Origin of the sequence: Paraburkholderia sp. BCC1885, assembly GCF_900996235.1 — a bacterium.
Taxonomy (GTDB): Bacteria; Pseudomonadota; Gammaproteobacteria; order Burkholderiales; family Burkholderiaceae; genus Paraburkholderia.
Map to the genome: position 1 here is coordinate 111,796 of NZ_CAAJGM010000088.1, position 14,938 is coordinate 126,733.

A 14,938-nucleotide genomic window follows, 5' to 3' on the forward strand; every position below is an offset into this window, starting at 1 on the left:
TGGCTACAAAGCGGGCCGCAGACCCGGCCACCGCAGTCCCCGTGGGAACAACCCTTGCTGCTTTCCGGCTGGCGTCGAGCCGGCGTTTTGCCCGGCGGCGCTGAACGTAAGGGAGTCTTCCATGGCAGGTAAATCGAACCACCGGCAAGCCGCGGCCAGCGCCGCAGCGCCCGCTCATACCGACGCGAAGTCCAACGATCTCGAACAGTTCCGCTTGCGCCCCGACGGCGAAGCGCTCAGGACCAATCAGGGCGTGAAGATCGCCGATAACCAGAACAGCTTGCGCGCCGGCGCGCGCGGCCCGTCGCTGCTCGAAGATTTCATCATGCGTGAAAAGATCACGCACTTCGACCACGAACGGATTCCCGAGCGCATCGTGCATGCGCGCGGCTCGGCCGCTCACGGCGTGTTCCAGGTCTACAAACCGCTTGGCGAATACACCAAGGCCGCCTTCCTGCAGGACCCGGCTGTGCAGACGCCGGTCTACGTGCGGTTTTCGACGGTGCAGGGGCCGCGCGGATCGGCCGACACCGTGCGCGACGTGCGTGGTTTTGCCGTCAAGTTCTACACACAGGAAGGCAATTACGACCTGGTGGGCAATAACATGCCGGTGTTCTTCATCCAGGACGCCATCAAGTTTCCGGACTTCGTCCACGCCGTCAAACCGGAAGCGCCGAACGAAATGCCCACCGGCGGCTCGGCCCACGACACCTTCTGGGATTTCGTCTCGCTCGTGCCGGAATCCGCGCACATGGTGCTATGGACCATGTCGGACCGCGCGATTCCGCGCAGCCTGCGCACCATGGAAGGCTTCGGCATCCACACGTTCCGCTTCGTCAACGCGGCGGGCAAGGGGCGTTTCGTCAAGTTTCACTGGCGCCCCGTGCTGGGCTCGTATTCGCTGCTGTGGGACGAAGCGCAGAAACTCGCCGGCAAAGATCCGGACTTCCACCGGCGCGACCTGTGGGAAGCCATCGAGCGCGGCGATTTTCCGGAATTCGAACTCGGCGTGCAGATCATCGAAGAGCAGGACGAACACAGCTTCCCCTTCGACCTGCTCGATCCCACCAAGCTGATTCCCGAGGAAATGGTGCCGGTGCAGATCATCGGGAAGATGACGCTCAACCGCAATCCGGACAACTTCTTCGCCGAGACGGAACAGGTGGCGTTCCATCCGGGGCATGTCGTGCCCGGCATCGACTTCAGCAACGATCCGTTGTTGCAGGGGCGGCTTTTCTCCTACACCGACACGCAGATCAGCCGTCTGGGCGGCCCGAATTTCCATGAGATTCCGATCAACCGTCCGGTGTGCGCGTTTCAGAATAACCAGCGCGACGCGATGCATCGTCAGGCGATCAACGTCGGACAGGCATCGTATGAACCGAATTCGCTGAACGGCGGCTGGCCGAAGGAAACCGAACCGGCCGCGGCCGACGGCGGCTTCGAGAGCTATCACGAGCGCGTCGACGGCGAGAAGATTCGCGTGCGCAGCGACTCGTTCGCCGATCATTTCTCGCAGGCGGCGCTGTTCTATCGCAGCATGTCCGTGGTCGAAAAGGCGCATATCAGCGCGGCGTATCAGTTTGAACTCGGCAAGGTGACGAAGCCGGAGATCCGCGAGCGCGTCGTCAACCAGATTCTGGCCAATTTCGATGCGGATCTCGCGGCTGAAGTGGCAGCCGGTCTCGGCTTGCCCGCGCCGAAGAAAGGCAGCGCACCCAGCGCGGCGAAGCCGGAGACTTCGCCCGCCTTGAGTCTGCTCAACCGTGTGAAGCCGGGTATCAAGACCTGCAAGATCGCCTTGCTGGCCGCGCCCGGTTCGGACGTCGGCATGATCGGCAAGCTGCAGAAAGCGCTGCACGACGAAGGCGCCACGGCGCTGCTGATCGCGCCGTCGCTGGCGGCGATCGGCTCGCTGCAGCCCGACGCGACGATCGCCGGCATGCCGTCGATCATGTTCGATGCCATCGTGGTGGTGGGCGGCGAGGCCGGGGCGAAGGCGCTCGCGCAATCGGGCGACGCACGGCATTTCGTGCTCGAAGCCTTCAAGCATCTGAAAGCGATTGCGGCGCTCGGCGCGGGCCGTGACGTGCTCGCGGCGGCGCATCTGCCGGCCGACGCGGATGGAGTAGCGAGCGGCGACGACAAAGAGCTTGCCGAGGTCATGAAGGCGTTCGTCGCGGCGGCGGAACAGCATCGCGTGTGGTCGCGGCAGGCGCAGGCGGAGTCGGTGCCGGCGTAACGCGTCACCGCCACGATGCCCGGCGTTGTCCGGCCGGCCAGGCTTGAAGCAAGGCGCATTGGAACGAACGACGGCACACGCTGTATGATACGTGCCGTCGCGCGTCGCGAAGGCCGACCGGACGCGCTGTTCCAAGCGGCAGACCCTCAGTCGAAATTGCCGAACCGAGCAAACTGACCAGACGAAATCCAGAAAAAAATGCCTGCCTTCACCGCTGTCGAGCAAGACCAGTTCCGCCGCATCATCCGTCGCAACATCGCGGTGCCGTTGGGCATGGGCGTGTTGACGGCCGCACTGTTCGTCGCGCTGATCGCGTACCTCGTGAATACGCTGAGCTGGGCCGAGCACTCGGAACGCGTGATCGGCAGCGCCAACGAAATCCTCCGGCTGGCAGTGGACCGCGAGTCGTCCATGCGCGGCTTTCTGATCACCGGCGACGAGAGCGTGCTTTCGCCCTATGAGCTGGGCAAACCGCGCTTCGAAGCCGAGATCGCCTCGTTGGCGGAACTGGTGGCGGACAATCCGCCCCAGGTCGACCGCCTCCGGCGTATCGAGGCCACGCAAAGCCTGTGGGACAAAGACACGCAGCAGATGATCGATCTGCGGCGCAGAAACCAGCCCTACGACCTCGAAGCCGCCACCACGCGCAGCAAGATCGCCTTCGACGAAACCCGCCGCGTGTTCGGCGATTTCCTCGACGTGGAACTGGTTCTGCGCCGCGAGCGTTCCATTGCGACGCGCAATGTCACCACCGTGCTGGTGGGCGTATTCCTGTTCTTTAGCCTCGTGGTCAGCGCTTTTCTGGCCTGGCGCGGGCGGCGCGAACTGCTCGACCTGTCCGCCTCATACGACGGCGTGCTGCGTCAACAGGACGAGCAGACCGAAATTCTCCAGCAGCAGGTCTGGCTGCGCTCCGGGCAGCGGCTGCTGGCCGAGAAGGTGGTGGGGCAATCCACGCCGGCGCTCGTCGGCCGCGCCATGCTCGATTTTCTGGCGCAGTATCTGGATGCCGCGGTGGCGGCGCTGTATGTGCGCGACAAGGAAACCGGCACGCTGCAGCGCATCGCCAGCTACGGTTTCAGCGAGGAAAGCGAACAGGCGTCGCAGCATTTCCAGAGCGACGAAAGCCTGATCGGCCAGGCCGCGTTGACGCGCCGCACCATCCTGCTGCGTGACGTGCCCGACGACTACGTGAAGGTCGTCTCGGGCCTCGGCACGAGCCCGCCGCGCAACCTGGTGGTCGTGCCCATCGAGAATGACGGCGCGGTCAACGGCGTGATCGAACTCGGCTTTATCCGCGAGCTCGTCGAACGCGACCATGAACTGCTGCAACTGATCGCCGGCGGCATGGGCGATTTTCTCGAGGCGGCGCTGTATCGCGAGCGTCTGCAGGATGCGCTCGTCGAGATGCAGCAGCTGAACGAAGAATTGCAGGTCCAGCAGGAAGAACTGCGCGTCTCGAACGAGGGCCTGGAAGAACGCGGCCGCGCGCTGATGGATTCGCAGGCGCGGCTGGAAAACCAGCAGGCCGAACTCGAACAGACCAACGTGCAGCTCGAAGAATATGCGCAGCGTCTGGAGCGGCAAAAGGCCGACCTGTTGCGCGCTCAGGACGATCTGGCGGCCAACGCGGCGCGGCTCGAACAGTCGAGCCGCTACAAGTCCGAGTTCCTCGCCAACATGTCGCACGAGTTGCGCACGCCGCTGAACAGCTCGCTGATCCTCGCCAAACTGCTGCAGCAGAACCGCACCGGCAACCTCAGTGAAGAGCAGGTGCGTTATGCGGAAACGATTCACGCATCCAATAGCGACCTGCTGGTGCTGATCAACGACATTCTCGATCTGTCGAAGGTCGAGGCGGGACAGGTCAGCATCGAACTCGAAACCGTCTCGCTCGACGCCACCTTGCAGTCGCTGCGCGAGACCTTTACGCCGATGGCCGCCGCCAAGCATCTTTCGCTGACCTTCGAGCGGGCGCCGGGCGTGCCGGAGATGATCGTCACCGACAGTCAGCGCGCCGTGCAGGTCTTGCGCAATCTGCTGTCGAACGCGGTGAAATTCACCCAGCGCGGCGGGGTGTCGCTGAGCGTGGCGCCGGCCGAAGACGGCATGCTGCGCTTCGAAGTGCGCGACTCCGGCATCGGCATTGCGCCGGACAAGCTGGAGATGATTTTCGAAGCCTTCCAGCAGGCCGACGGTTCCACCAGCCGGCATTACGGCGGCAGCGGTCTTGGCCTGTCGATTTCGCGCGAATTCGCCCGGCTCCTGGGCGGGCGCATCGGCGTGGCGAGCGAGCTGGGCAAGGGCAGCGTCTTCACGCTGTGGTTGCCGCTCGATGCGACCGCTGCGGTGGCCGCCAACGTGGCGCGCGCGGAATCGGGCGCCATGGCTGATGCCGCGGCAGACGCCGCCCGGCGCGCTTCGTACGATGTGTCCAACGCCATGTCCACGGTCGTGGCGCAGCATGCCTCGTCACCGTCCGCCCCGGCCCAGGCGACCACCACCGCGAACCCGGCCCATACCGCCGTATTCCAGCCGGCGCCATCTTCCGCCGAAGCGGGCGCCCGCCATGGCGGCGAGGAACTGAGCGGCGGCGCGCCGATCGGCGACGACCGCTACGAGCGCGCGCGCGGCAGCCGGCTGATTCTGGCAATCGAGGACGACATCCCGTTCGCCGAGATTCTGCGCGACCTGGCCCATGAACTCGACTTCGATTTCCTGCACGCCACCGACGCCGCCAGCGGCGTGGCACTCGTGCGCGACATGCGGCCCGCAGCCGTGCTGCTCGACGTGGGCTTACCGGACCGTTCGGGCCTGACCGTGCTCGAATGGCTGAAGAACGATCCGCTCACGCGCCACATCCCGATCCATATCGTCTCGGCGACGGACCACGCCGACAAGGCGCTGCATCTCGGGGCGATCGGCTACACGCTCAAGCCGACCGCGCGCTCGACACTCGAAGCGGCCATCCGCCGTCTCGAAGCACGGTTGCAGCAGCGCCTCAAACGCGTGCTGGTGATCGAGGACGATCCGCCCATGCGCGAAAGCATCCGCGCGCTGCTGCAAAGCGAAAACACGGAGATCGTCGCCGTCGCCACGCTCGCGAGCGCATTCGAGGAACTGGCCGCCGGCAACTTCGACTGCGTCGTGACCGACCTCGCGCTGCCTGACGGCACCGGCTACGACCTGCTCGAACGCATGGCGCTCGACGCCGCCCATCTGGCGTTGCCGGTGATCGTCTATACCGGCCGGATGCTCTCCAGCGAAGAAGAGCACCGGCTGCGCCGCTATTCGAAGTCGATCATCATCAAGGGCGCGAAATCGCCCGAACGTCTGCTCGACGAAGTCACGCTGTTCCTGCATAGCGTGGAATCGTCGCTCGCTCCGGAGCAGCAGCGCATGCTGCGCACCGTGCGGCAGCGCGACAACGCCTTCGAAGGCCGCAGCATCCTGCTGGCGGAAGACGACGTGCGCAATATTTTTGCGCTGTCGCACGTGATCGAGCCGCTCGGCGCGAAACTGCAGATTGCCCGCAACGGCCGCGAAGCACTGGATCTGCTGGAGGAGCATCCCGATGTCGACCTGGTGCTGATGGACATCATGATGCCGGAGATGGATGGCCTGACCGCGATGGCCGAGATCCGCCGCAATCCGCGCTTTGCGCATTTGCCGATCATCGCGTTGACCGCAAAGGCGATGGCGAACGACCGGGTGCGCTGTCTCGAAGCCGGCGCGGACGACTACATCTCGAAGCCGATCGACGTCGACAAGCTCGTCGCCTTGTGCCGCGTCTGGCTGCGCCAGCACTAGCCGCAGAGAATCCAGACGATGAAGACCACCCCGACCGCGCCCGAACCGCGCGCTCCGCGCATCAGCGATTTCGACATCGAACTCAAGCTGTTGCTCGAAGCGATCTACCTGAAATATCAGCACGACTTCCGCCATTACGCGATGTCGTCGCTGCGCCGCCGCCTGACCCAGGCGCTCGACGAATTCGGCCTCGGCACCTTGTCGCAGTTGCAGGATCGCATCATGCGCAACGGCGCCGATTTCGCCCGCCTGTTTCAGTACCTGACGGTGCAGGTCAGCGACATGTTCCGCGATCCGGCCTATTTTCTGGCGTTGCGCCAGCAGGTCATGCCGGTGTTGCAGACCTATCCGTCCATCAAGGTCTGGGTGGCGGGCTGCAGCACGGGCGAGGAATTGTGGTCGCTGAAGATTCTGTTCGACGAAGTGGGCCTCACCGAGCGCACGCTTTTTTACGCCACTGACATCAATCCCGATGCGCTGGCGCGTGCCGAATCCGGCATCTATGCGCTCGACCGGATTGCCGGGTTCTCGCAAAACTATCTGGCCGCGGGCGGCAAGCGCTCGCTCTCGGACTACTATCATGCGGCGTATGGCGGGGCGCGGTTTGCCGGCGCGCTGAAAGGGCGCGTCGTCTTCGCGGATCACAGCCTCTCGACCGACGAGGTGTTTCTCGAAGCGCACCTCGTGTCATGCCGTAACGTTATGATCTATTTCGACCGGGCCTTGCAGGATCGCGCGCTCGGCCTGTTTCAGCGCGCTTTGGTGCGGCGCGGCTTTCTCGGTCTTGGCAGCAAGGAGAGTTTGCGGTTCTCGAGCCAGCACGAAGCGTTCGACGAATTTTGTCCGCACGAGCGCATTTACCAGAAGCGTTAACATGAGCGCCATGCCGGTGCGGCCCGGCCCAATCCGCCAACCCTGCAATCCCAGTTGATATCGACGCAAGCCACTATGGGTTCCATCCGTCCCACCGCCACACCTGCCGTCGGGCGCGAGGCCGACCCGGCGCGGTCGCGCGCGTTCGAGCTGGTGGCGCTCGGCGCCTCGGCGGGCGGGATCGATGTGCTGAACGAACTGCTGAGCGCGTTGCCCGGCGATTTCGCCGCGGCCGTCATGATCGTGGTGCATCTGCCGCCCGATCCGCCGAGTTATCTGGTGGAGAGTTTCAGTCATCGCTGCGCCTTGCCGGTGGTCGAACCGGATGCCGGCGAACGGATTGCCGGCGGCCATGTCTATGTGGCGCCGCCGGGCTATCACATGCTGGTGGAGGATAACCGCACGGTGGCGCTTTCCACCGAGGCGGCCGTGCGCTACTCGCGGCCGTCGATCGACGTCATGTTCGAATCGGCCGCGTGGCTGTATCGTGAACGCATGCTGGCTGTTCTGCTCTCGGGCGCCAACGAAGACGGCGTGCGGGGTCTCGAAAGCGTGCGCGCCGCGGGCGGGACCGTCTGGGTGCAAACGCCCGAAACCGCCGCCTCGCCGGAAATGCCGCGTGCCGCCATCGAACGCGGCGCCGTCGACGAAATCCTGTCTCCCTCTATCATTGCCCGTCGTCTTGCCCGACTGCCGGCCTTTACCGAACATGATTCCTGACCCGATGCCATGACGAATTCCTCTGTCAACATTCTCATCGTCGACGACATCGCGCATAACATCACGGCGCTCGAGGCGTCGCTGAGCGGGCCGGACATCACGCTGCTGGTGGCCGACTCCGGGACGGCCGCGCTCGATCTGCTGCTCAAGCACGAGGTGGCGCTGGCCATCCTCGACGTCAACATGCCCGGCATGAACGGCTTCGAACTGGCCTCGCTGATGCGCGGCAGTCCGCGCACCTCGCACGTGCCGATCATCTTTCTGACGGCGACCGCGCAGGACGCTTCGCGCACCTTCCGGGGCTACGAAGCCGGCGCGGTGGATTTTCTCTACAAGCCTTACGACTCGCGCATCCTGCAATCGAAGGTGGATGTGTTCGTGCAACTGGAGCAGCAAAAGCGTCAACTGGCCGCGCAACTGGTGACCACGCGCCAGATGCTGGAGGCCAACGAAATGCTGATGGCCGTGCTCAGCCACGACCTGCGCACGCCGCTCGGCGCCGTGCTGTCGTCGGCGGAATATCTGATGCGCGTCGATGCCGGCGACCAGGTGACGACCACCGCCGCGCGTATCAAGAGCAGTTCGCTGCGCATGGCGCGGATGGTCGATCAGTTGCTGAATCTCGCGCGTCTGCAAGGTGGCCGGCTGCATCTGCAACCGCGCTCCACGGAACTGGCGACGCTATGCAAATCCGTGATCGACGAATTCGCCACCCATCCGGGCGCGCAGCAAATCGTCTACGAGTGCGAGGGCGACACGGCGGGCCGCTGGGATACCGACCTGCTGTGGCAGGCCATTTCGAACCTGATCAACAACGCACTGCAGCACGGCGAGGCGGGCGGCAGCATCGTGGTGCGGGTCAAGGCGGAAGCGGGCGAGCGGATCCTGCTGAGCGTCACCAACCGTGGCGTGATTCCCGCCGAGGTCGTGCCGCATCTGTTCAAGGCGTTCGGGGCCAGCAGCGTCGGCGGGCGGCCGCGCGAAGGGCTCGGGCTGGGGCTGCATATCGTGCGTGAAATCGTCCATATGCACGGCGGCGAAGTGGGCGTGCGCTCGGATGAGAAGCAGGGCACGGTGTTCGCCATGGAACTGCCGCGCACGCCGGTGCGCGGACGCGGTTCGCTGAGCGGGCGTTAAGCTCGACGGCCGGGCGGATTTTCCGGCCGTGGTTTGAAGATTGCCGTCTTTCCCACCCGCTGTGCTTTGCATATGCGCAATGATTGGTTCGCATCCTGCCGGTGCGTCCTTATTCTAGTCATCGCCCCGCGATGGTCCGTCCGCTTGCGGCGGTACAACCCATCACGAACATGCGAAGGACACACATGGCTTCATCAGAACATTCCACGCCCGGAGCGCAGGTCGATTCCGGCCGCCGCACGCTGCTGAAGGCCGCCGCGGCGGTGGCAGTGGGGACGGGGGCCGTCATGGCCGGTGGCGCAGGGGCGCTGCTGTCGAGTTCCGCCGCGCTGGCGCAGGGAAATGCCCGGACGCTGCGCGTCGGTTTTCAGAAATACGGTAACTTCGTTGTCCTGAAGGCGCGCGGCACGCTCGAAAAGCGGCTGGCCCAGCAGGGCGTCGGCGTGCAGTGGCTGGAGTTTCCGGCCGGCCCGCAATTGCTGGAAGGACTGAATGCGGGCGCCGTGGATGTCGGCACGGTCGGCGAGACGCCGCCTATCTTTGCTCAGGCGGGCGGGGTCGATTTCGTCTACATCGGCAACGAACCGCCCGCGCCCAAGGGCGAGGCGCTCGTCGTGCAGCAGGATTCGCCGATCCGCACGGTGGCCGATCTGCGCGGCAAGAAGGTCGCGCTCAATCGCGGTTCGAATGTGCACTATCTGCTGGTGAAGGCGCTGCAGCGCGCCGGTCTGACCTACACGGATATCCAGCCGATCTATCTCACGCCCGCCGACGCCCGCGCCGCCTTCGTCCAGCGCAGCGTCGACGCGTGGGTGATCTGGGATCCGTATCTGGCGGCGATTCAGCGTCAGGCGAATGCGCGCATCTTGACCGACGGCGAAAACCTCGTGCGCAACACCCAGTATTACGTTTCGGCCCGCAAGTTTGCCGACGCCCAGCCGCAAGTGCTGCATACCTTGCTCGACGAGTTGAACCAGGTCGACCAGCGGGGGCGTAACAATGTTTCCGCCGTGGCGGCCCAGTTGTCGCCGCTCGTCGGACTCGATGCGGCCACGCTCGAACTCGCGCTGGGGCGCACCGGTTACGGCGTGCAGTCGATCACGGACGCCACGCTCGCCTACCAGCAGCAGATCGCCGACACCTTCACCGACCTCAAGCTGATTCCGAAGAAGCTGACTGTCGCGGACGCGCGCTGGAATAACGTCGGCTAAACGGTGCAAGTGGAGCGGGCGGCATCCCGGCTCACATCCCCTTGAACTGATCCGCATACAGCCGGCTCACGGCGAGCCTCGCGGGATGGCCGCGCAAGCTGAGCGTGAGCTTGCCGGCCTCGTCGCGCGACGCGCTTGCAACCGCTTCCGCGCGTACCACCGTGCCGCGATGGATCTGCCAGAACTGCTGCGCATCGAGTTGCTGCAGCAGTTCTCGCAATGACGTGCGGATCAGATGCTCCTGTTCGGCCGTGATCACGCGGACGTACTTGTCCGCCGCCTCGAAATACAACACCTCGCCGACCGGCACCATCGTGATGGTGTTGCCGGCGCTCGCCTGGATCATGCGCAACGGCGCGGCCTGCACGGCGCCGCCCTGGCCCTGCGCGCCATAGGCGCCCGCCGCGCCAGCCTGGCCGACGCCGAATAACGTGCGCAACTGATCGATCATCGGCGCGAGGCCCGCATCCGCGCCGGGCGATTGCGCCCGCGCCCGTAGGCTGGCTTGCAGGCGCTCGCAGGTTTTGGCCAGCCGTTCCGGCTGCACCGGCTTGAGGACATAGTCGAGTGCGGCGCGCTCGAATGCATGCAGCGCGTATTCGTCATACGCGGTGACGAATACCAGCAGCGGCAGCGGACGGCCCATGCCGGGCCAGTCCTCGCTCAGCGCCTGGGCGGCTTCCAGACCGCTCATGCCGGGCATGCGGATATCGAGGAACAGCACGTCGGGTTGCAGGTCGAGCCCCTGCCGGAGCGCGGACGCGCCATCGCCGACGCTGGCGACAATGCGCAGCTCGGGCCACAGGCGCAGCAGTTCGGCTTGCAGATTGGCGGCCAGCAAGGGTTCGTCTTCGGCGATCAGGGCGGTGGCGTGCATGGGGGAGGTATTCGTCATGGATAGGGTGGGCTCAGGTAACGGGCAGGCGGACCACGGCGAGCGCGCCGCCGCGGCCGTCGCCTGGTGAGTTCAGTTCAAGGGAGGCGGCGTCGCCGTAGAGCGCGGCGAGCCGGTCGCGCACCTGCTGCATGCCGAAGCGGCTGCCGTGCGTGGGCGTCGCGCCGAGGCCGACGCCGGTGTCGCGGACACTCAGCACGAGCGCGTCGCCGTCGCGCCGTGCGGCAATCTCGATCTGGCCGCCGGCGACACTCGGCTCCAACCCATGCTTGATCGAATTCTCGACCAGCGGTTGCAGCAGCAGCGGCGGCACCGGCAAGCCGCCCAACTCGGCGGGCAGATCGAGCGTGCCGCGCAGACGCGGGCCCATGCGCACCTGCATCAGTTCGAGGTAATCGTCGATACGGGCAAACTCCGCCGCCAACGCATGCGAATTGGATCGCGAGGCATCCAGCGTGGCGCGCAAAAAGCCGTTCAGGTGATCGAGCATGGCCTGCGCCCGCGGCGGGTCCTGGCCGATCAGCACGCGCAGATTCGCCAGCGTGTTGAACAGCATGTGCGGTTCCAGTTGCGACACCAGCAGCTTCAACTGATTTTCCGCCGAGGTGCGCAACGCGGCCTGCTCGCGCGCCTCGGTCGCGGCAAGCTGTCCGCGTGCATAGAAAAAATAGGTGCAGCCGATTGCCAGTGCGAAGGCCGGCGCCAGGGTGGGCAGCAGGGTCTGTGCGTCGCGCATGAAACCGAGCGGCGGCTGATGCGTGCCGGTCAGTAAATCGCCGAGTGCATGGCCCGCCAGATAGCCCACCACGGCGGACATCGCCACCCACGGCGCCATCAGGGCCCAGCCGGGCCATGCCCGCTGTGGCACGAGACTTGCGGAGGAGTGACCGGAAGCGTGGCCGCCTGAACCGTCGTGCGTGACGGCGGCGCGGCGCCGCGCCGCGCGGGACGGCAGACCGTAGCGGCCCGCTTCGATCAGGGCCTGAATGCAGATGGTGACCGTGGTCGAATAAATCAGATTGGAGAGGAACGCCCCGTCCGATAACGGCCCGAACATGAAGGTGCTCGCCAGCGAGACGAGGATCGTGATTCTCAGCTCACGCCAAAGCCACTTGAAAGCGACGCGGTGCGGGGGCATAGGGCGGTCCGGGTCAGGCGCTCGTCGAGCGGGTGGGCAAAACGGATAAGCGGGCCATGCATCTGCCCGGTTCGGAAGTTGCGCTGCTTTCGCCGTGACGTACCTGGTCTCGCGGCGGCGGCACGAGCGAGTCGAAGGCGGTCCGCGGGCGATGGACGCGCCACAGGTCGCGCGCGAGGCCAAGCCTGCTGGACAGATCCACCTTCAGCGGATTGTAGCCGGTCAATAGATGCACCAGACCGGAATGGCAGAACATGGCGAATGGGCTCATGGGGGCGCATCTCGCAGAAGGGTTCGGGTCGACGCCGCGCCGATCAGCGCGCCACACGCCAGACGGCGAGCGCGCGGGCGAGGAACAGGCCGCTGAAGCCGCCATAGACGAGCCCGGCGAAGCCGCCGAAGCCGGCGTCGATGGCGAGGCTCGGCGTGATCGATAGCGCTATCGCCACGCCGAACTTGACGGAGAACAGCCCGAGCAGCAGGACGAGCGGCAGCCAGCTGCCCGGCATCAGCACGCTGCGCTCCTGCGGCAGCCAGCGAATGCCGCTCCATACGCGCAGGGCCTGCGCCAGCCACAGCGTGAGCACCCCGCCGCCCACCCAGGCGAGCATCGCCAGCGGCTGGCGGGAGAAAGCGGACGCGATGCCGTACAGCGACAGCAGCACCATCACGAGCGGCAACGCCGTGCCGCTGCGCAGCGAGCGGCGGCGCGGCAGGGTTTGCCTGAAACCCATGACAGTCAGGGCGGCGAGGATGCCCCAGACCCAATGAGGCGTTTGCTGGAGAATGGCAGTGAACATGGCGGCGGGCTCCGTGTCTATTAACAAGGGATTCGATGACGCATCTTCGGCCCGGCTTGCGCCACCTTCGAGCGGTTTGCGACAAAATGCCGGGATGCGGCGCGAAACGGCCCGGAATCGGCGCGAAATGTTTTTGTCGGTCTAAGGTTCTGAGGTTATGAAGCGCTGACTATGCAGCCAGCGCGCAGTGCCAGCGCGGCGCCACCCGAACACCATGTCATGTGGATGGATGGCTGCCGTACAGTGGGAGTGAAGCAAAGGTCTTACGTTTGGTACGCGCTTCGCGTGCCGGACATTGCCAGGATAAGGGTTGCATCACTATGAGAAAGTGCTTTCCCATCGCGTTTGGTGCGCTGACCATGATCGGCGCATTGCTCCACTCGCTCCCGGCGGTTTCACACGAACTCGACGCGCAGCTCGACTGCACGTCCGACGCCCATACCTTCATCGCCTCGCTGCAAGGCGACCAGTACATCGAAACCAAGCCCATGCACGTGGAAGCGAACTCGGTGAACGCGTTTCGCCCCACTCACGGCAGCCAGTTGACGGCCTTCGGTTTCCGGGTCTACGCCGTGCTCGGCTACGCGCACGACGACGACCTGTTTCACAAGGGCAGCGGCGAGGCGTTGCCGGGTTCGATCTACGGCGTGGTGGTGTTCGGCACGAGCGAAGCCGTGAAGGTGCATCTACACGATGCGGGCAGCGAAGCGGTGGTGCACGAGGTCTTGCCGCTGGTGATGACGGCGGTGTTGTGCAAGGCGACGAAGTGAGGCCTGGGGCTTCGCGCTTTTGACGAGGCGTGACGGGACGGGTTAGCCCCGCTTCCGCAGAATTTCCGCCAGCGCATCTCTGACTTCATCGATCACGCCCGGCCAGCCGGATTCGCCCTGACGGAACAGATACAGGTCCTTGGGATACCACGGCGACCGCATGCCGGCGCGCAGCCAGCGCCAGTCGGTACGCCGGCGCGGCAGCATCAGCCAGCAGGCCACGCCCAGCGCGCCGGCCAGATGGGCGACGGCGGTATCCACGCAGATCACGAGGTTCAGTTGCGCGACGATCGCGGCGGTATCGCCGAAGTCGCGGATCGCGTCGCCGAGGCACAGCGCCGGTTGCTGGTCCGCGCATTCACGCGCTTGCGCTTCGGCGCCGCCCACCTGCAAGCTGATGAAATGCACCCCCTGCACCGACCACAGCGGCCGCAGCGCGGAGAAATGCGGCAGCGAGCGAGCCGTGTCGTTGTCGTGCTCGGGGTTGCCTTGCCAGACGAGCCCTACCTTGATGCCATCGGCGGGAAGTCGCGCCTGCCATGCATCGAGACGATTGCCGAACACGCCGAGATAAGGAATGGGCGCGGGAACCGAGTCGAGCGTCGTGTTGAAGCGATAAGGCAAGCTCAGCAACGAATCCCAATAGTCGTGAACCTGCAAGCCTTGCGGATCGGTGATCAACGCATCGATGCCTTGCACCGTGCGCAATAGCGGGACCAATGCCGGCTTGCAGATCACCGAGAGCTTCGCGAGTCCGCGCGCCTTGAGCAGACCCACATAGCGGACGAACTGGATCGTGTCGCCGTAGCCCTGCTCGGGCAGCAACAGAAGGGTTTTGCCGCGCAAGTCCTCGCCGTTCCAGCGCGCGAACGGCAGCGTGCCGTGCTCGCGGAACACCGCCGAGCGCGCTTCGAAATGCGGCCAGCCTTCCGCGTACCGTCCCGCCGCCAGCAGCAGAAGCCCATAGTTGTAGCGGGCTGCGGCGTTGGCGGGATCGAGTTCGAGCGCGCGGCGATATTCCGCCTCGGCGGCCTCGTATTGGCCGATGCTTTCGAGGGTGTCCGCCAGATTCGAGCGGACCGGCGCCGAATCCGGCAGCCATTCGAGCGCGTGCCGATAGTGGTCGATGGCGCTCGCGAGGCGCCCGCTCTCACGCAACAGATTCGCCAGATTGTTGTGAGCGACGCCGTTGCGTCCGTCTGCTTCGAGCAGCGCCCGATAAAGGCGCTCGGCGACGGCAAGCTCGCCTTGCGCCTGGGCGTCGAGCGCGGCCTGTACGAGCTCGATTTCCGCATGGGACGCGTCAGGCGGATGGGACTGATTCATCGGACGGTATTCGTAT

12 protein-coding genes are annotated in these 14,938 nt (G+C 65.3%); 7 read left to right on the forward strand and 5 right to left on the reverse strand.

The annotated features are described in order from the left end of the window. Positions 1-121 precede the first annotated feature (121 nt). The 6 genes from katE (at position 122) to FQ755_RS07395 (ending at position 9,993) form a co-directional block, all read left to right on the forward strand. Positions 122-2,242, forward strand: coding sequence for a catalase HPII (gene katE, locus FQ755_RS07370; protein WP_144152632.1), 2,121 nt, complete (start codon positions 122-124; stop codon positions 2,240-2,242). Positions 2,243-2,440: 198 nt separating this feature from the next. Next, complete coding sequence (locus tag FQ755_RS07375; protein ID WP_144152634.1) at positions 2,441-6,052, forward strand: response regulator; 3,612 nt, start codon at positions 2,441-2,443, stop codon at positions 6,050-6,052. Between the two features lie 18 nt (positions 6,053-6,070). After that, positions 6,071-6,925, forward strand: a complete 855-nt coding sequence (locus FQ755_RS07380) for a CheR family methyltransferase (RefSeq protein ID WP_144152636.1) — start codon at positions 6,071-6,073, stop codon at positions 6,923-6,925. A 75-nt stretch (positions 6,926-7,000) separates the two neighbouring features. Beyond that, a complete protein-coding gene (locus FQ755_RS07385) occupies positions 7,001-7,645 on the forward strand; it encodes a chemotaxis protein CheB (RefSeq protein WP_144152638.1) in 645 nt (214 codons plus the stop codon). Positions 7,646-7,654: 9 nt separating this feature from the next. Beyond that, entirely contained in the window at positions 7,655-8,782 is a 1,128-nt protein-coding gene (locus tag FQ755_RS07390) for a hybrid sensor histidine kinase/response regulator (RefSeq protein ID WP_144152640.1), read from the forward strand. 185 nt (positions 8,783-8,967) lie between these two features. Continuing rightward, on the forward strand, positions 8,968-9,993 hold the full coding sequence (locus FQ755_RS07395; RefSeq protein ID WP_144152642.1) for a sulfonate ABC transporter substrate-binding protein: 1,026 nt from the start codon (positions 8,968-8,970) through the stop codon (positions 9,991-9,993). Between the two features lie 31 nt (positions 9,994-10,024). On the opposite strand, the gene FQ755_RS07400 is transcribed toward FQ755_RS07395, so the two are convergent. The 4 genes from FQ755_RS07400 to FQ755_RS07415 are packed head-to-tail and all read right to left on the reverse strand — an operon-like array spanning position 10,025 to position 12,853. Continuing rightward, entirely contained in the window at positions 10,025-10,870 is an 846-nt protein-coding gene (locus FQ755_RS07400) for a LytR/AlgR family response regulator transcription factor (protein ID WP_144152721.1), read from the reverse strand. 31 nt (positions 10,871-10,901) lie between these two features. Next, complete coding sequence (locus tag FQ755_RS07405) at positions 10,902-12,026, reverse strand: sensor histidine kinase (protein ID WP_260858383.1); 1,125 nt, start codon at positions 12,024-12,026, stop codon at positions 10,902-10,904. 13 nt (positions 12,027-12,039) lie between these two features. Next, the gene (locus FQ755_RS07410; RefSeq protein WP_144152644.1) at positions 12,040-12,297 is read right to left on the reverse strand and encodes a hypothetical protein; all 258 of its coding nucleotides are present in this window, start codon (positions 12,295-12,297) and stop codon (positions 12,040-12,042) included. A 43-nt stretch (positions 12,298-12,340) separates the two neighbouring features. After that, positions 12,341-12,853 carry a DUF6622 family protein gene (locus FQ755_RS07415; RefSeq protein WP_313957429.1) on the reverse strand — a complete coding sequence of 171 codons (513 nt, stop codon included), beginning with the start codon at positions 12,851-12,853 and terminating at the stop codon, positions 12,341-12,343. A gap of 293 nt (positions 12,854-13,146) precedes the next feature. Here FQ755_RS07415 and FQ755_RS07420 point away from each other — a divergent pair, with 293 nt between their 5' ends. Next, on the forward strand, positions 13,147-13,596 hold the full coding sequence (locus tag FQ755_RS07420) for a hypothetical protein (protein WP_144152648.1): 450 nt from the start codon (positions 13,147-13,149) through the stop codon (positions 13,594-13,596). 42 nt (positions 13,597-13,638) lie between these two features. On the opposite strand, the gene FQ755_RS07425 is transcribed toward FQ755_RS07420, so the two are convergent. Then, positions 13,639-14,922: a tetratricopeptide repeat protein gene (locus FQ755_RS07425; protein WP_144152650.1), complete on the reverse strand. Its 1,284-nt coding sequence runs from the start codon at positions 14,920-14,922 to the stop codon at positions 13,639-13,641. Positions 14,923-14,938 lie beyond the last annotated feature (16 nt).

Coding starts and splice junctions, on each gene's coding strand:
- katE (WP_144152632.1), top strand. CDS start 122: ATGGCAGGTAAATCGAACCACCGGCAAGCCGCGGCCAGCGCCGCAGCG.
- FQ755_RS07375 (WP_144152634.1), top strand. CDS start 2,441: ATGCCTGCCTTCACCGCTGTCGAGCAAGACCAGTTCCGCCGCATCATC.
- FQ755_RS07380 (WP_144152636.1), top strand. CDS start 6,071: ATGAAGACCACCCCGACCGCGCCCGAACCGCGCGCTCCGCGCATCAGC.
- FQ755_RS07385 (WP_144152638.1), top strand. CDS start 7,001: ATGGGTTCCATCCGTCCCACCGCCACACCTGCCGTCGGGCGCGAGGCC.
- FQ755_RS07390 (WP_144152640.1), top strand. CDS start 7,655: ATGACGAATTCCTCTGTCAACATTCTCATCGTCGACGACATCGCGCAT.
- FQ755_RS07395 (WP_144152642.1), top strand. CDS start 8,968: ATGGCTTCATCAGAACATTCCACGCCCGGAGCGCAGGTCGATTCCGGC.
- FQ755_RS07400 (WP_144152721.1), bottom strand. CDS start 10,870: ATGCACGCCACCGCCCTGATCGCCGAAGACGAACCCTTGCTGGCCGCC.
- FQ755_RS07405 (WP_260858383.1), bottom strand. CDS start 12,026: ATGCCCCCGCACCGCGTCGCTTTCAAGTGGCTTTGGCGTGAGCTGAGA.
- FQ755_RS07410 (WP_144152644.1), bottom strand. CDS start 12,297: ATGAGCCCATTCGCCATGTTCTGCCATTCCGGTCTGGTGCATCTATTG.
- FQ755_RS07420 (WP_144152648.1), top strand. CDS start 13,147: ATGAGAAAGTGCTTTCCCATCGCGTTTGGTGCGCTGACCATGATCGGC.
- FQ755_RS07425 (WP_144152650.1), bottom strand. CDS start 14,922: ATGAATCAGTCCCATCCGCCTGACGCGTCCCATGCGGAAATCGAGCTC.